This window comes from Vibrio sp. Vb0888, from assembly GCF_033338835.1.
In the GTDB taxonomy this organism is placed as follows: Bacteria; Pseudomonadota; Gammaproteobacteria; order Enterobacterales; family Vibrionaceae; genus Vibrio; species Vibrio alginolyticus.
On record NZ_JAWOTL010000017.1, the window covers coordinates 22,674 to 38,898 of the forward strand.

Annotated in this window: 14 protein-coding genes; 7 read left to right on the forward strand and 7 right to left on the reverse strand. The window is 47.5% G+C overall.

Going from position 1 to position 16,225, the window contains the following annotated elements; genetic code table 11:
- Positions 1-97: 97 nt before the first annotated feature.
- Genes R7P72_RS19280 through R7P72_RS19295 form a run of 4 tightly spaced genes read right to left on the reverse strand, consistent with a single transcriptional unit; the run spans position 98 to position 5,082 of the window.
- The gene (locus R7P72_RS19280) at positions 98-1,666 is read right to left on the reverse strand and encodes a hypothetical protein (protein WP_132937272.1); all 1,569 of its coding nucleotides are present in this window, start codon (positions 1,664-1,666) and stop codon (positions 98-100) included.
- A gap of 2 nt (positions 1,667-1,668) precedes the next feature.
- Positions 1,669-2,241, reverse strand: a complete 573-nt coding sequence (locus tag R7P72_RS19285) for a sigma-70 family RNA polymerase sigma factor (protein ID WP_005379118.1) — start codon at positions 2,239-2,241, stop codon at positions 1,669-1,671.
- 2 nt (positions 2,242-2,243) lie between these two features.
- Positions 2,244-3,716 carry a chromosome partitioning protein ParA gene (locus tag R7P72_RS19290; protein WP_132937273.1) on the reverse strand — a complete coding sequence of 491 codons (1,473 nt, stop codon included), beginning with the start codon at positions 3,714-3,716 and terminating at the stop codon, positions 2,244-2,246.
- Between the two features lie 13 nt (positions 3,717-3,729).
- Complete coding sequence (locus tag R7P72_RS19295; RefSeq protein WP_132937274.1) at positions 3,730-5,082, reverse strand: serine/threonine-protein kinase; 1,353 nt, start codon at positions 5,080-5,082, stop codon at positions 3,730-3,732.
- Positions 5,083-5,301: 219 nt separating this feature from the next.
- Between R7P72_RS19295 and R7P72_RS19300 the strand changes: the two genes are divergently transcribed.
- The 4 genes from R7P72_RS19300 to R7P72_RS19315 all read left to right on the forward strand — a co-directional run bounded on the left by R7P72_RS19300 (position 5,302) and on the right by R7P72_RS19315 (position 8,300).
- Positions 5,302-6,309, forward strand: coding sequence for a substrate-binding domain-containing protein (locus R7P72_RS19300; protein ID WP_017636149.1), 1,008 nt, complete (start codon positions 5,302-5,304; stop codon positions 6,307-6,309).
- Between the two features lie 55 nt (positions 6,310-6,364).
- Positions 6,365-7,300: a LysR family transcriptional regulator gene (locus tag R7P72_RS19305; protein WP_005379132.1), complete on the forward strand. Its 936-nt coding sequence runs from the start codon at positions 6,365-6,367 to the stop codon at positions 7,298-7,300.
- Between the two features lie 269 nt (positions 7,301-7,569).
- Positions 7,570-7,974, forward strand: coding sequence for an SMR family transporter (locus R7P72_RS19310; RefSeq protein WP_005384225.1), 405 nt, complete (start codon positions 7,570-7,572; stop codon positions 7,972-7,974).
- Positions 7,971-8,300, forward strand: a complete 330-nt coding sequence (locus R7P72_RS19315) for an SMR family transporter (protein WP_031780884.1) — start codon at positions 7,971-7,973, stop codon at positions 8,298-8,300. The genes R7P72_RS19310 and R7P72_RS19315 overlap by 4 nt, the downstream gene beginning before the upstream one ends.
- A gap of 1,421 nt (positions 8,301-9,721) precedes the next feature.
- Here R7P72_RS19315 and edd read toward each other — a convergent pair.
- The gene (edd, locus tag R7P72_RS19320; protein ID WP_005386249.1) at positions 9,722-11,518 is read right to left on the reverse strand and encodes a phosphogluconate dehydratase; all 1,797 of its coding nucleotides are present in this window, start codon (positions 11,516-11,518) and stop codon (positions 9,722-9,724) included.
- Complete coding sequence (locus R7P72_RS19325) at positions 11,518-12,042, reverse strand: gluconokinase (RefSeq protein WP_005379140.1); 525 nt, start codon at positions 12,040-12,042, stop codon at positions 11,518-11,520. Before R7P72_RS19325 ends, edd begins: the two co-directional genes overlap by 1 nt.
- Before the next feature lie 153 nt (positions 12,043-12,195).
- Here R7P72_RS19325 and R7P72_RS19330 point away from each other — a divergent pair, with 153 nt between their 5' ends.
- Both R7P72_RS19330 and R7P72_RS19335 read left to right on the forward strand, forming a co-directional pair.
- Positions 12,196-13,572, forward strand: a complete 1,377-nt coding sequence (locus R7P72_RS19330; RefSeq protein WP_005379142.1) for a GntP family permease — start codon at positions 12,196-12,198, stop codon at positions 13,570-13,572.
- 9 nt (positions 13,573-13,581) lie between these two features.
- Positions 13,582-14,193, forward strand: a complete 612-nt coding sequence (locus R7P72_RS19335) for a bifunctional 4-hydroxy-2-oxoglutarate aldolase/2-dehydro-3-deoxy-phosphogluconate aldolase (RefSeq protein WP_005379148.1) — start codon at positions 13,582-13,584, stop codon at positions 14,191-14,193.
- 105 nt (positions 14,194-14,298) lie between these two features.
- Here R7P72_RS19335 and xapA read toward each other — a convergent pair whose 3' ends face one another.
- Positions 14,299-15,123 (reverse strand): xanthosine phosphorylase, encoded by an 825-nt coding sequence (gene xapA / locus R7P72_RS19340; RefSeq protein ID WP_005379149.1) that lies wholly within the window; start codon positions 15,121-15,123, stop codon positions 14,299-14,301.
- Between the two features lie 121 nt (positions 15,124-15,244).
- Between xapA and R7P72_RS19345 the strand changes: the two genes are divergently transcribed.
- On the forward strand, positions 15,245-16,150 hold the full coding sequence (locus R7P72_RS19345) for a LysR family transcriptional regulator (protein ID WP_005379156.1): 906 nt from the start codon (positions 15,245-15,247) through the stop codon (positions 16,148-16,150).
- Positions 16,151-16,225 lie beyond the last annotated feature (75 nt).

Genomic DNA, 16,225 nt, shown 5'->3' on the forward strand with positions numbered 1-16,225 from the left:
TTTTTTGTCTATGATGGAAAATTGATAATTTGATCACGCTTCCAGTTTTATTTTGGTGATGATTGTTTTGTCAAAATAACCACCTGTAAATAGAGGTTTATTGGGTGTCGCTAAGGACAGGGGCGTGATAAATCATGTTGATCTTAAATTCCTCAACGTGATCAGCGAGCTCAGGTTTCGGACGTAAAATGTAGCTATACACCTCGCCATCAAGTAGTTCATCGTAAGGGGAATAGTTAAGATCAAACGATAACGATTGTTGTCCAGTAGCAGGGGCGCTGATGAACTCGTGGCAATCAATTTGGTAAGTCGGATCGTCTGGGTTAGGGTCTGATATGATGTCTATTTGATAGTCTCCTTGACCAGCAATGACATGGCTGTGATACCAAATGGCGACATCGCTACAATACAGGTTAGGACCATAAGTTCGTAAATTGAGATCGGATTCGAGACTTTCACCATGCGGACCCACGACTTTAGTACCATAGTGATAAATATAATTGCCAGCTTCAGCAACCAGATACCCCCCGCTTGGGAGAGGTAACAAATAGTCAAAAAAGGATATCTGGCGTAAATATCGCCCTGTCGGTGCGTTGATGCGCTTTTCCATCGATTGCTTGTTTTTTTGCATGGTGTAGCTTTCGAATTGTTTACCATCAAACACGGTGGTGAAGTAGTTCCGAGTATCTTCATGAACCTGAGATGGGTATTCTTTTTTGATGGTCCAAATTTGGCGTACACCTTGGACATAAACGATCAACGAGTCATCACTGATTTTGTACTTGCCCACTTTTTTCAAGTCTCCCTTTTCAGGACACTGGCGTTTGTTGTGTGAGGCGGCATAACTTACTTCGCCCCCCTCAAACTGAAAGGCCTCGCAATACACCACTTCATACGCGTACGCGATACCTGCAAGATTTTGTGTCGTCTCTAGGCGATAAACTACATCGCCAACTAACGAGTGTTCTGTGTCATTTTGATCGGGTGTGATAACGGGTAACTCAAAGCGCGTTGTGACCCATGCATGATCGCTATTACCGTGATAATCATCGCGCGCTGCTACCGCCAAATATGTGGTGGTTTTTATTTCCTCAGGCGCTCCTTGCACCATCATTTGTCCTTGGTTGAGGACTCTTAACCCATTGGCGTTTTCAAGCCAAATCTGAGTGGTGAGGAGATCGCCATCTGGGTCTTCAAAAAGCTGGTTAAGGTTGAGCGAATAACTCACCGGAGAGTTTTGTTTCAGCTCCCAAGCATAAATAATGGTTTGTAGCTGCTGTTCCACAGTGAGGTTGATGATGGGTTTATTATTCTCTGATGGGTCCTCTTGTGGTCGGCTGTTCTTATCACCCAATGCTGACTCGTAAAACGTGTTGTCTTCTGTGGTATGAAATGGATTCGTAACAGGGCCTGGTTGTCCTAAAAGGGCGGAGTTAAATGCGTCATCTCCCGCTTTTTTATGAGTGCGATCCAACGCAGAACCTGTCAACGCTTGCTTTACTTCAACTAAAGATGTGCGCTCATATTGACGATGTGCTTGCTGGGTTGACTTGTCGGCGTTGTCTGACGAGTCTTCCACAGATGCCAAATTGTGTTTGTTTGAAATGAAGTAAATACCGAACAAACCGACGCATACTGCGCCGATTATCCAAAGCTTTTTGTTCATGATTACGTGTGCGCCATTCGTGATTGTAGCCAACTGCGAGAGAATTTGAGGTCTTTCTCTATCAGGCTTGCGCTGCATTCGAGTAGCTCACTGATTTCTTGGTTTTTCATGCCCATTAAATACTTGAGTTTGAGTGCGCTCGATTGGCGTGGATAGCGGCTACTGAAACTATCCAGAGCTTTATCCATGATAATCAATTGCTCGAAACGATCTTCTTCATCTCTCATCAATGTAATGTGTTGACGCTTTTGTGCTTGGTGCGAGCGTGCGTTGTCGATCAAAATTTGACGCATCACTTTGGCGGCCATCAAAAAGAAATCGCGCTTTGTTTCAATTTCACTCATGTCGCAGTTGGACATTTTCAGGTAAGCATCATGAATTAATGCCGTGGTGCTGTTGACGCTGTCTGCCAGTACTTTGTTGTCGGTGCCGTACTTTTCTGCATTTCGTTCACGCTCATGTTGGGCGATCTTACGCAACTGTAAATAAGCAAACTGATAGAGCTCGCTCTCAGCTCGTTTATCACCAGATTGCCATTGTTGAATGATTTGTGTCAGTGCTACTGCTGTTGCCATGGTTATACATCCTCGCTCACTTTGACAAATTCAGAAATGGTGTGGGTTTCAATGCGATCGGAACCGTCTTGGTTGCGCAGAACATTTTGTTGATAGCGATATAAAATGCCTTGCTCCCAAGTTGCACCAGCTGGCAAGTATTCCCAGGTGGTGTAATTGATTTCGGATGGGGTTGTTGACCAACGCACCATGACGTTCATTTGCGCGAGTTCGGCTTTGGGGGCGCTATTGTTGACCCACCACATGTCGGCAAATTCGCGGGTAACATCTTGGGTGTACAGGCTTGTATCGGTTGGGCAGGTGTCCGTATTTTTCGGCAGTCGCATGACTTGTTGATGGCGCATCAATAGGCATGATTGTGTCATGGACTGTTGGTGGTATTCGGTTTGCTGCCACACACCGAGGTAGTCAATGTCGTGTTCGCTAGTATTGGGATACGTAAACCAGAGCATTTCTGTACGGTTATTGTGTTGGATGTTTTTTTTACGCCCGAGACCTTGTACTTTTTCCATCAATAACTCGGTGCTCGGATCAAAATTGAGGGCAACGGAGCGGTACTTCCAGTCGCCTTCATCATCGAAGTCTTCGAGAGAGAAGCCATTCAAGTCGTTGCGGGTGCACCCTGTGATTGAACAACCAACGATATTAAACCAATCCGCAAACTTGCTTATCGGTTCGACGACATCTTCCGTGATGGGGCGTTTCATCGAGAGGAAGCAGCCTTGAAAATGATCGCCAATGCTTGGGTGTTCAATCAATGAGTCTTTGGTGATGGTGAATCGAGTTTCACCAATAGGAGGACGATATTTGGGATGATGCTGATAGCGTAGATCGTAAGCACAAGCGCGGCCTTGCCAATCCTTCTTTTTGATGACGATGTTTTTGAACGTCATGTCGCGAGGTTCAAAAATGATCTCATCAGAGGAAAAATTTTTTTCAATGTACTGCTGGCTTTCGTTTAGGTGCTCAATCGCCTCATTGACAGATACCCAATCGAGATTGAGGTAGCGTTTAGCGTCATCCAGGTAATTGAGATCAAGGCCTTTGAGCTGGCTTTGAAAGTGAGGATCAGACAGCACACGGTTTGCTAGGACAATTTCCTCACGATTCTCAGGCCTGCTGTCGAGAGAAAGCAGCAGACGCGTCATATTGATGCTGCGGCTAGGTTTGGTTGTCGCCATCGTCGGCGTCAGCACTTCTTGGCTTGATAAGGTCGTCAGCAGATAACCTTTATCATCGTTACCAAGGAAGAAGCTAATTACATCACCGGGTTGGTAATGAAATGCTCCTTGCTGAGTGACGCCAGTGATATTGGAACTGGTTTTGTAATACAGGCCAGTCACTGGGGCGTCGATAAAGTAGCCTTGCTTCAAGGTTGAAGCTGGTGGGTGTGAAGTGGCAGCTGAAACGTCTGCTGCCAACGTGGACGTAGCCGTCAATGCAGACAGCCAAAATACCACTGAACGTGTATACATCTTGTTTTAAGCCTTATTGGTTGGTGCTGTCCTTAGACGCACAATTTGGCTGACAACTCATTGGTGTAGTTAGGTGCTTCTCTGGCACCGGTGTCATCATCGCCAACAACATTTTTTGTTTTATATGTTTGGGGATATCTGGGTTAGAGAGTATCCGCCTTCGTGTTAACTCCATCATGGAGTTCACTGAGAGATGTTCGACATTTTGCCCCTTCGCGTGGAATATGAGGCGAGTCATTTCGTACATCATATCTTCTGCAATCTTTTTCTCTTGTTGCAGCTGGATATTCTTTTGCATCATGGCGCTGCCAAATAACACACCAGAGAGCACAATGATGCCTGACAATACCGAAGCAAGGGGACGTCGCTGTACCAAGCGAAAGGCGCTATACAATGGCCAGTTTTTTTTCTGCTCGATTGGACGGCGTTCGATAATTCGTTCGATATCAATGCGCAATGTTCTAACATCGGTATATCGCATTTGAGTGGCAGGACGCGTTGCGCGTCTTATCACCCAGTAAACATCAGACCAAATTGTTGGTGATGGAAACATCAAAGCGAGAATTTTGCCCAAGGAGTACACGTCGCTTTGCTCTGTTAGAACCAGTCCTGCTTGCTGCTCTGGGCTGGCAAAATTTTGGCTAAACGCAATCAGCGCTGAGGGTGAATCTTCTCGGTTGGAGTGCGCTTTTTGAGTCAAGTTGAAGTCAAGCAGCTTGGGACGCTTGCTACGATCAATCAGTATATTTTCTGGTTTTAGATCGGCATGCAAAACCTGGTGCTGGTGGGCGTGCTCCATCGCCTGGCAGATCTGCTTAAACAACAGCAGCTTCTCCGTTTTTTCTAGCTTATTTTCAGATAGATACTCATCCAAAGTTTGACCAAACACCCGCTCCATCACGATGTAAACCGAATCTTGATGGAGACCGCCGTCAAACACTTTCGCGATGTAAGGATGGTTTAGACGCGCGAGAAGTTGAGCTTCATCGAAGAGTGCGCGTTGCCCTAACACATTGCTCAAATTGCTTTGAATAAACTTGATAGCCAGATCTTGCTCGAACGTTTCATCTGCACGTAGAGCTGCGTATACGACACCCATGCCACCACGCCCCAACTCATGAGTTAGGCGGTACTTACTGATGATTTCTCCGCTTAGATCGACGTCTTGGTTCGTTGCCTGATGAGCACCAAAATAAAGTAACTGCGTTAGTTGTTCTTCCGGTGTCTCGTTGGCTAAAAGAGGAACGAGTTGTCGATACAGCTCAGGTTGACTTCGTTGCAATGCTTGGAGGTATTGCTGCTTTTGGGAGTCGTCCAGATCAAGCAGGTGGTAGTAAATCTGGGTTTCGCTAGAGCCTAACTGCACTGTGACTAATGTCTTATTCTTTTAGGTACGGCATTTTATAAGAACTTTGATATAAATGTCATTTATTTATTCGGTTTTGATTCACAATCCATGAAACGCAATTTGATGGCTAATGGAGTAATAACGTCATGATTTTGCGAATTATTTTCACTGAGCTTGTCGGCAGAGAGTCTATTCGTCATAATGTTACTTGTAACATTACTGATAAATCACATATTTATGGCTCAACAGAATAAGAAAACTCGTACGACATTGCAGGATGTCGCAGACCAGGTTGGCGTCACGAAGATGACCGTTTCACGCTATATGCGTAACCCTGAATCGGTGGCAGAAAAGACTCGGGCCAAGATTGCGACTGCGATTGAAGAGATGGGTTACATCGAAAACCGTGCACCGGCGATGTTGTCAAAGTCCTCCAGTAAAGCCATTGGTATTTTACTGCCGTCTTTGTCCAACCAAATTTTTGCTTCCTTTGTTCAGGGCATAGAGATGGTGACCAAAGCCAATGGCTATGAGACGCTTTTAGCGCATTTTAGCTACGATGAGCTTGAAGAAGAGCGCAAGATCGCGTCATTACTCTCTTATCAAGTCGATGGGCTTATTCTAACTGAAAGCCATCACACGCCGCGTACATTACAGATGATCAAAAATGCGGGCATTCCGGTGGTCGAAACCATGGAACTGCCATCGGAGCCGATTGATATGGCGGTTGGACTCGATCATGAAGATGCGTCGTACACCGTGGTTAAGCAGATGCTAGATACGGGGAAGCGTACAATCGTCTATTTTGGCGCGCGTCTGGATACGCGAACCAAATTGCGGATGCAAGGTTACGATCGCGCGATGACAGAAGCAGGGCTAGAACCTAAACATGTATTAACTGGTGATCATTCGAGTTTTTCTTTAGCGCATGATTTGCTCGAACGTGCACTGGAAACGCACCCAACGCTCGATGGGGTGTTCTGTACCAACGATGACATCGCAATTGGCACCATGCTGAGTGCGCAGCAACGTGGCATTCAAGTTCCACAGCAATTGGCAGTGGCGGGCTATAACGCGCTGGATATCGGTCAAACCATCAGTCCGAAACTGACCAGCGTTGATACGCCGCGTTTCCAAATTGGTGTAAAGAGCGCAGAGCTATTAATTGCGCGCCTGAAAGGCGAAACGCAAGAAGAAAAAGTCTTCGATATGGGTTATCAGATCACGTCGGGAGAGAGTGTTTAACTAATTGTTAACTGCTCTTTGTATTCGCTCATCAATGGTATTGGTAGGTTAGGGTATGGCACATCAGCTGGATGCATTGGATCTCAACTTAATGCGTTTATTAAAAGCCGTGGTGGAAAACCGCAGCATCAAGCTGGCCGCAATGCAGCTTGGCATTTCTCAACCGAGCGCCAGCCGCGGCGTGATGAAGTTGAAGCAAGTGTTTGATGACCCGCTTTTTGTGCGTAAAGCACATGGAGTAGAGCCATCACCCATGGCGATTCGTCTCGCCGCCGAGTTCGACAATATGGTTGCACCACTGGAAAAAGTGGTGCAAGAATTTGAAGTGTTCGACCCACTGCAATACCAAGGGCAGATTGCGATTGTAACTGACCCTTATTTGATGGATGAACAAGGGCAGCGACTGCTCACTGGTTGTCATCGAGCCTTTCCCAAAGCGCACTTTGCCTTTTCCAGCTGGAATACTTACTCGCACGATGAAATGTTAGAAGGCGAGCACGATTACTGCATTCTTGACCAAGAGACCGAGCTGTCGAAAGACATTTACATGCGCCCGTTATTCGTTGAAAAACGAGTGATTTTGGCGCGCAAAAACCACCCAACGTTGTCGAAAGTCAGCAATGATTGGGACACGGTGTCCAAACTACCACTCGTCTCTTTGCCTGCGCCTGCGTCATATAAACCGCTTTGTACCGTGGAGTCCGAGTATCGACGCATGGGTTATGAGCCAGTAGTGTTACTGAAGTCCTATAATTTGCGTTTGGCTTGCCAAATGTTGCAAGAAACCGACGCGATTATGTATGCCAGTCAAAGCTCGGCATTGTTGATGCCAGAACTCGCCTCTTACGCAATGCCACCCGTTAATCGTGAGTTCAGTCAGTTTGTGGTCTCTGGCGGTTTCCTTCAAACCAACCGCAACCATCCTTTGCACAGACACCTACATAAAGTGGTGCGACAAACCCTCAATACGCCGCTGATTTTTACGCAATGACGTCACCTGATGGCATCGGCTGAATGAGAGAGTAGATGCTTTAACCTTATCAATATTATGTGATTACATAGACAACTTACTTCTTAAGATATTCAAAAATGAATATCTCAATTACCTGTCTCTTTTTCCTACCCAGCGCTAACCTTATCTCAAATAGTCAGGAGAAGTGGCTCATTTTTATCTTTTTAACTTTTTGAATGTCGATACAGGTACGCGACATTCACCATTCTCCGTTATGCATTTTTTTTATTTCTGATGGAGGATTAATCATGCTAGTTGCACGTCTATTTTTATTGCTCGCCATCGTTGCCGAAGTGGCTGGTACAAGCACTATGTCTCTTATCGGACAAGGGCACGGGTGGTGGGGCTACATCGTAATGTATGTGCTGATCGCAATCTCTTACTACTTTCTCGCGTTTGCCGCGAAGAAAATATCTATCGGTGTGGCATACGCTGTTTGGGAAGGGTTGGGTATCTCGTTGATCACCGTGGTGTCGATCATCGCCTTTGATGCACACTTAAACCATCAAGAGTTGTTTGGTTTGATGTTAGCCGTTGTTGGCATTGTGTGTGTGACCTTAGGGGAATCACATGGTCAACCTAACGCCAAGAAAAATGCCGATAAACCGGCAAAAGAACGTTCATTTTCTACTAGTACAAGGTGCGAATCATGAGTCAATTTTTTACGATGTCATTTGGATTTGTCGTGATGGCTGCCTTGGTCGATATCATGGCCAATATGGCGCTGACACGCTCAAAAGGTTTTAAATATAAAGGCTGGGGCATTGCGGCGATTGTGTTGGTACTGACAGCATTCACGCTGTTGGCACAAGCGGTGAAAGAGATCGACTTAGCCATTGCTTATGCCTCTTGGGGTGCGATCGGTATCTTGGGTACCGCAGTGGGTGGAGCCTTGCTGTTTAAGCAGAAACTCAAACCAATCGGCTGGTTTGGTATCTTTGTGGTGATTGCTGCGGTCGTAATGATGAAGACCGCTTGATGTAATTTACTGAATGCTAGATATCGTCATTCTGAGCAGCAAGAGACGAGCGTGATTCAGAATCTACCAACAAAAAGTGCTGTGGAAGAGGGGTTTTCTCTGGCTTCACAGCACCTTGATATTAGATTCCTGATCTCGCCTAGGCTCGTCGGAATGACGGATTCATTTTTTTAGAAAGAGCAGTGACCAATCCTAAAGCTCGTCATTCTGAACAGCGAGGGACGAGTGTGATTCAGAATCTACCAACAAAAAGTGCTGTGGTAGAGGGGTTTTCTCTGGCTTCACAGCACGCTGATATTAAATTCCTGATCTCGCCTAGGCTCGTCGGAATGACGGATTCATTCGTTTTTTGGAAAGAACTGAGGCTAATCCCAAAGCTCGTCATTCTGAACAGCGAGGGACGAGCGTGATTCAGAATCTACCAACAAAAAGTGCAGTGGCAGAGGAGATTTTCTCTGGCTTCACAGCACGTTGATAGTGGATTCCTGAGCTCGCCTAGGCTCGTCGGAATGACGGACTCATTCATTTTTAAAAAGAACCGAGGCCAACTCCAAAGCTTGCCATTCTGAATAGCGAGGAACGAGTGTGATTCAGAATCTACCAACAAAAAGTGCAGTGGCAGAGGTGTTTTCTCTGGATTCACAGCACGTTGATAGTGGATTCCTGATCTCGCCTAGGCTCGTCGGAATGACGGATTCATTCGTTTTTAGAAAGAGCAGTGACCAATCCTAAAGCTTGTCATTCTGGACAGCGAGGGACGAGCGTGATTCAGAATCTACCAACAAAAAGCGCTGTGGCAGAGGTGTTTTCTCTGGATTCACAGCACGTTGATAGTGGATTCCTGCTCTCGCTTAGGCTCGTCGGAACGACGGATTCATTCGTTTTTAGAAAGAACTGAGGCCAATCCCAACGCTCGTCATTCTGAACAGCGAGGGACGAGCGTGATTCAGAATCTACCAACAAAAAGTGCAGTGGCAGAGGGGGTTTCTCTGGCTTCACAGCACGTTGATATTAGATTCCTGATCTCGCCTAGGCTCGTCGGAACGACGGATTCATTTTTTTAGAAAGAGCAGTGACCAATCCTAAAGCTTGTCATTCTGGACAGCGAGGGACGAGCGTGATTCAGAATCTACCAACAAAAAGTGCTGTAGCAGAGGGGATTTTCTCTGGCTTCACAGCACGTTGATATTAGATTCCTGATCTCGCCTAGGCTCGTCGGAATGACGGATTCATTCGTTTTAGAAAGAGCGGTGGCCAATCTCAAAAACTCGTCATTCTGAACAGCGAGGGACGAGTGTGATTCAGGATCTACCAACAAAAAGTGCTGTGGCAGAGGTGTTTTCTCTGACTTCACAGCACGTTGATAGTAGATTCCTGATCTTGCTTAGTCTCGTCGGAATGACGAGGTCTTTCTTCTAGCCTTAAACAATAAAGCTTGCGCCTTCTTCTGCACTCGATACGTTTTGGCGGATCACGCTAAACAAGCCTCGTCCCCATGTTTGTTGGGTCGATTCGGTATCGAAATGAATCAACTCGCGTCCAGTGGTATCGCTTAAGTTGTTCAGTTCGCCCGTTTGGCAATCCAGACGAATCAAATCACCGTTGCGCACCAAACCAATCGCGCCACCACGAATGGCTTCTGGAGAAACATGAATCGCAGACGGAATTTTACCGGATGCACCAGATAAACGACCGTCAGTAACCAGCGCCACTTTAAAGCCCGCTTTTTGCACGTTACCTAAAATTGGCATCAGTTTGTGCAGTTCAGGCATGCCGTTTGCCGCTGGGCCGTTGTGTGTGACCACAACGATGCAATCTTTGTCCAGCTCGCCACGTTTGTACGCGGCTTCCACTTCGTGTTGGCATTGGAATACGATCGCAGGTGCCACTATTACGCGTTGCTCTTCTTTTACCGCAGACACTTTCACCACGGCTTTGCCCAAGTTGCCAGTCAATACGCGAGTGCCGCCAGTATTTTGGAAAGTGGCATCCGGTTTGGCGATCACGTCACCGTCTTGGCTGCCTTGGCACGGTGTCCAAGTCAGTTGTCCATCGACAAGGCTCGGCAGCGTCATTTGGTCTTCAAATTCACCAAACACGGGTTTCACATCGCGATGCAAAAGCTCGGATTCGTTCAAGCGGTGCAATAACGCTGGCACGCCCCCCGCGTCTTGGAACGCGTTCATATCGGCTGGGCCGTTCGGGTAAACGCGAGCTAACAAAGGAACCACATCCGACAGATCGCTGATGTCTTGCCACGTGAGCAAGATACCAGCAGCACGCGCCACGGCGATCATATGAATGGTGTGATTGGTACTGCCGCCAGATGCGAGTAGAGCGATGATGCCGTTGACCAAGCTCTTTTCTGTGACCACTTCTGCCAACGGACGGAAGTGTGCAGAACCCGCCGTCATTGAGGCGATTTTCAGAGCCGCGTGATCGGTTAACGCTTTACGCAGTTGGGTATGGGGATGGATGAATGCCGAACCTGGCAGCATTAAGCCCATGGCTTCGAACACCAACTGGTTGGTGTTGGCTGTGCCGTAAAACGTACACGTCCCCGCAGAGTGGTAAGCGCGACACTCCATATCCAGCAGAGCGTCTTTGCCGACTTCACCCGCTGCGTATTTTTGGCGCACGTCGACTTTCTCTTCATTGCTGATGCCTGTTGCCATCAGACCCGCTGGTACAAACGCAGTCGGTAGATGCGCGTAAGACAGCGCGCCCATCAGTTGCCCCGGGGCGATTTTGTCACAGATACCAAGCAGTAATGTGGCATCAAAGACATTGTGACTCAAAGACAACGCCGTTGATTGCGCAATTAAGTCACGCGAAAACAGCGACATATCCATGCCTGCTTGACCTTGAGTCACCCCATCGCACATCGCTGGCACACAACCTGCGACTTGCGCCGTATGGCCGTAGTCCGCCAGCACTTTTTTGATTTGTGCTGGGTAGTCTTGGTACGGCTGGTGGGCGCTCAACATGTCGTTGTAGGCGCTGATCAGCGCGACATTGGCATGAGTAAAATCGAGAATATTTTTCTTTTCAGAAGAGCAAGAAGCGGCGACTGCATGGGCTAAGTTACCACAAGATAAACCAACACGGCCTTTGCCAGCTTCGGCTTGCACTTCGGTGCGAGCAAGAAAGGCAGCGCGCGCTTCACGGCTGCGCTCGGTCAAGCGTTGTGTGACCTCAAGAACAACAGAGTGAGTCATTACGCCACCTCGATCGCTTGCATTTTGATTAGCTCAGCGGCAGAGCGTTCCACCACGTCGCTGATGTCTCCGTCGATACTGACGATCAGAGTTTGAGGCTCGTTGTCTGGGCGCTCTAGCGTCTCGAATTGGCTCTTCACCATGTTTTCTTTCATGAAGTGGCCTTTGCGCATACGCATGCGATTAAGGATCAACTCCCTATCGCCATCAAGGAACAGGAAGGTCACGTTGTTGTTGCCTTCGCGGATCTGATCGCGGTAAATCTTTTTCAGTGCTGAACAGACAATGATGCCGTGTTCGTTTTTGCTTTCTAGGCTGTACGCCGCATCACGAATGCGTTCTAGCCATGGCTTGCGATCATCATCGTTCAGAGGCTGGCCCGATGCCATTTTCTGAATGTTCGCTCGTGGATGAAGATCATCACCATCAATGAATTTACGCCCTAGCTTTTTCGCTAGATGCTCACCAATTGTGCTTTTACCACTAGCACAAACGCCCATAACGATGACACTACTACCAGCCATAACTTATCCTCATAACCAAATTTGCGCGTGATCTCAATTTTTGAATTCACTTTAAAATATGGGTTTATCTTATTCATGTTATCGGTAACATGTTACCGGTAACTGAAATAAATGTGAACCATAACACAAACAATAATTCTTAAAGGTGAACCTATGGAGCAATTAACCCAAGCCCCAGATCCTACGTTCCTACTGACGATTGCAGGCCTTGCCATTGCAGCGTTACTCGTTCTGATCATTAAACTGAAAGTCCATGCTTTTGCTTCCCTTACTCTGGTGAGTTTAGGTACGGCAATCGCCACTGGCGTTCCTTCTGAGAAAGTCGTATCGACCATGATGGGCGGCTTCGGCGGCACACTGGCTTCCGTGGCATTGCTGGTTGGTCTTGGTGCGATGATCGGTAAAATTCTTGAAGTGACTGGCGGTGCGAAAGTGCTGGCAGACACTTTGATTGGTCGCTTTGGTAAAGAGCGCGCACCATTTGCTTTGGGCGTCGCTTCATTACTGTTTGGCTTCCCAATCTTCTTCGATGCTGGCCTTGTAGTGATGATGCCAATCATCCTCAGTGTGGCGGCTCGTTTTGGTGGCTCACCAATTAAATACGCGTTGCCAGCAGCCGGTGCTTTTGCGGTTATGCACGCGTTTGTTCCACCACATCCAGGTCCGGTTGCAGCGGCAGAATTCCTTGGCGCAAACATCGGTCTGTTATTGGTGGTGGGTATTCTGGTGGCTATTCCAACTTGGTACCTTGGCGCTTACCTATTTGGTTTGTACGCGGGCAAAAAATTCGATATCCCACTATCTAAAGCCTTCTTTAATGGCGAAGCGATGGTGGATGAGCGCAACGCACCAAAATTTGGCACGGTTATGACCATCCTTGTGCTGCCAGTACTGCTAATCTGTTTGGATACGGTATTGAACACACTGGCGGTTGCGGGTGTGATTGATGGTAAAACGGCACTGGTTGAGTTCCTACGTATGCTAGGTAAAACCCCAGTTGCGTTGCTGATCACTTTGATTGTCTGTCTGGCTGTGTTTGCCAAAGACTACGGCATGGCAAAACTAGAAAAATTATGTGGTGAGTCATTGGCTCCTATCTGTGGTGTTATCCTAGTAACGGGTGCAGGTGGCATGTTTGGCGGCGTACTGCGCTCAAGCGGTATTGGTGATGCACTGGCTGACGTTCTTACAGACACAGGTATGCCTGTGATTGTGGCGGCGTTTGTGATTTCAACTTGTCTGCGTGTTGCTCAAGGCTCGGCAACCGTAGCGCTAACCACTACGGCGGCTCTTATCGCTCCAGTTGTGGCAGCATCAACAGGTTTGAGTGAACTCGACCTTTGCTTTATCGTAATCGCGATTGCGGGTGGTGCAACGGTACTGTCTCACTTCAATGACTCTGGTTTCTGGTTGGTATCTCGTCTGCTTGAGATGGATGAGAAAACCACATTAAAAACTTGGACGGTAATGGAAACGTTACTTGGCAGTATCGCGTTTATTATCGTCGCAACATTAAGCTTTATTCTTTAGAGGTTCCCCATGACAACACTTGAACAACGATTAAGAGAAATCAAAATCGTCCCAGTTATCGCAATCAACGACGTAGCACACGCTCTGCCACTGGCAAAAGTGTTGGTAGAAAACGGTTTACCATGTGCGGAAGTGACATTCCGCACCGAAGCTGCGGCGGAGTCGATTCGCATCATGCGTGAAGCGTACCCAGAATTGTTGATTGGCGCGGGCACCGTTCTGACCACAGAACAAGTGGACATCGCGATCGAAGCGGGCGTGGACTTTATCGTTAGCCCAGGCTTCAACCCAACCACAGTGAAATACTGTCAGCAACGTGGCGTGACTATCGTACCGGGTGTAAACAACCCAAGCTTGGTTGAGCAAGCGATGGAAATGGGTCTGCGTACGTTGAAGTTCTTCCCTGCTGAGCCATCAGGCGGCGTAAGCATGCTGAAAGCACTCACGGCGGTTTACCCAGTTGAATTCATGCCAACAGGTGGCGTAAGCCCATCCAACGTGGAAGATTACCTAGCGCTGAAATCGGTTGTAGCTTGTGGCGGTACGTGGATGGTGCCAACCGCAATGATGGACAACGGCGATTGGGAAGGCATTGCTGAATTGGTTCGCGCAGTTAAGTAAAACGCACAAACGGCTCCGAAATGCCCCCGAACGTTGGGAAACGTGATACGAAAAAGGGTCATCAAGTAACTTGATGACCCTTTTTCTTTTTGGGATGAAACGGCTTTAGAAGTGATGCTTCATAAAGCGCTTAATAAAGCGAATGAAATCGGCTTCGGCTAGCTTCGCGCACTTCAATGTTTGGGCGTGAGACAATTCTACATCTCCCAAGCCTTCTGCCATGTTGGTGATCGCACATACTGCCAATACGGGTAAGCCGCAATGCGCCGCAGAAATCACTTCTGGCACGACCGACATGCCCACGACATCACCACCGATGATTTGCATCATGCGGATTTCGGCTGCGGTCTCAAAGTTGGGGCCTGTGTAAGAGACAAACACACCTTCATTCAGGTGAATACCATTGGCTTTGCCGACTTCAAACGCTTCTGCACGTAGGTCTTTGTCGTACGCATTGGCGAGGCTGAAGAACCTCGGGCCGTACTCTTCATCATTCGGACCGATCATTGGCGATTCAGGCATGGTATTGATGTGGTCATGAAATACCACCAGAGAACCGACGTCGATGCGTTCAGGGCGAAGTGAGCCTGCCGCGTTGGTGACGAGCAGAAACTCACAGCCCAGCTTTTTAAAGGTGCGCACGGGCGTGGTCATGACCTTCATTGAGCCGTGTTCGTAGTAGTGACCGCGACCTTTCATGCACACTACGTCTACGCCGCCCATGGTACCAAGCACCAACTCACCAGAGTGGCCTTGCACGGTACTAACCGGAAAGCCTTCGAGCTCTTCGTATGGAATGACCACTTTGTCTTGTAGTTCGTCTGCCAATACGCCTAAGCCAGAGCCTAAAATAAACGCCGCTTTAGGTTGGAAGTTTGGTTTGCGTTCGCGAATGGTTTGTAGCGCGCCGATTACTGGATCGTGATTCATGTTAGTCACCTTCTGGTTGTGTGTTGATTCCATTGTGTGACTTTCTGCGCTGGTTATCTTTGCTTTATTCGCTACTATCATCCTTAAAAAGAGGATGATGAAATTCGCTAGGACTCAATGCATGAAGTCAGAACCATTTGAGCGCGTGACGCTGAAGATGCTGCGTTACTTTTACGAGGTCGCACAAACCAAGCATTTCACTAAGGCGGCTGAGAATCTCAATATCACCAATTCGCCGTTGAGCAATCGCATCAAAGAGTTGGAAGAGGTGCTTAACGTCAAACTGTTTGAGCGCGATTCAAGAAATGTCATGCTGACGGAGGCCGGGCGATTGTTGGAGTCCAAATGCCAACTGATTTTTCAGACCTTGGATGTCTCGCTCAATCAAGTGCAGCAAGTGGGGTTGAACCAGAGAAATATCCTGCGAGTTGGTGTGGTAAGTAGCGCATTTTGGGGCGGATTTGATCGTCTGTTACAGCGCTTCCATGCTGAGCATGACACTTATCACGCCGACATTTTTGACCTTAACCCAGAGACGCAAAAGAAGCATCTGAGCGAGAAGAAAATCGATGTGGGCATTGTGCGTTTTGCTGATGCACTCAACATTTATCCGTATCAGTCGGTATCTTTGGGCAAAGATGTGTTTGTGGTGGCGGTGTCGGAGCAACATGAGTTAGCCAGCAAATCTTTGCTGCGGCTCCAAGATTTAAAGACGTGTGAGTTTGCGTTTATGAGTTTGGCGAATTCTGCCTCGGCAAACTTCATCATCAATGCCTGTCTGCAAGAAGGCTTTTCACCCCATATTGGCAAACAAGTGGTGGAGCCAAGCACCTTGATGGCATATGTAGCAAACAGCAATACCGTGACGTTGGTTCCGTCGACGTTTTCTCAGCATCATTGGCATGGGATTCGTTTTATCAAGCTGAAAGAGTCACTGCGTGCAGACTTGTGTCTGATTCATGATGGTAAGCAAGAGAGTGCTATTAAAGCCGAGTTTATTCGCACATTATTAGAGAATGCGAGTTAAGCATGGGATAACAAAAAAAGGTCATCCTAAGATGACCTTTTCAAATGATTCACTGAAATCAGCAATGCGATTAGA

Bases quoted from the DNA above. Each gene is read 5' to 3' on its own strand.
- R7P72_RS19280 (WP_132937272.1), bottom strand. From the start codon at position 1,666: ATGAACAAAAAGCTTTGGATAATCGGCGCAGTATGCGTCGGTTTGTTC.
- R7P72_RS19285 (WP_005379118.1), bottom strand. From the start codon at position 2,241: ATGGCAACAGCAGTAGCACTGACACAAATCATTCAACAATGGCAATCT.
- R7P72_RS19290 (WP_132937273.1), bottom strand. From the start codon at position 3,716: ATGTATACACGTTCAGTGGTATTTTGGCTGTCTGCATTGACGGCTACG.
- R7P72_RS19300 (WP_017636149.1), top strand. From the start codon at position 5,302: ATGGCTCAACAGAATAAGAAAACTCGTACGACATTGCAGGATGTCGCA.
- R7P72_RS19305 (WP_005379132.1), top strand. From the start codon at position 6,365: ATGGCACATCAGCTGGATGCATTGGATCTCAACTTAATGCGTTTATTA.
- R7P72_RS19310 (WP_005384225.1), top strand. From the start codon at position 7,570: ATGCTAGTTGCACGTCTATTTTTATTGCTCGCCATCGTTGCCGAAGTG.
- R7P72_RS19315 (WP_031780884.1), top strand. From the start codon at position 7,971: ATGAGTCAATTTTTTACGATGTCATTTGGATTTGTCGTGATGGCTGCC.
- edd (WP_005386249.1), bottom strand. From the start codon at position 11,518: ATGACTCACTCTGTTGTTCTTGAGGTCACACAACGCTTGACCGAGCGC.
- R7P72_RS19325 (WP_005379140.1), bottom strand. From the start codon at position 12,042: ATGGCTGGTAGTAGTGTCATCGTTATGGGCGTTTGTGCTAGTGGTAAA.
- R7P72_RS19330 (WP_005379142.1), top strand. From the start codon at position 12,196: ATGGAGCAATTAACCCAAGCCCCAGATCCTACGTTCCTACTGACGATT.
- R7P72_RS19335 (WP_005379148.1), top strand. From the start codon at position 13,582: ATGACAACACTTGAACAACGATTAAGAGAAATCAAAATCGTCCCAGTT.
- xapA (WP_005379149.1), bottom strand. From the start codon at position 15,123: ATGAATCACGATCCAGTAATCGGCGCGCTACAAACCATTCGCGAACGC.
- R7P72_RS19345 (WP_005379156.1), top strand. From the start codon at position 15,245: ATGAAGTCAGAACCATTTGAGCGCGTGACGCTGAAGATGCTGCGTTAC.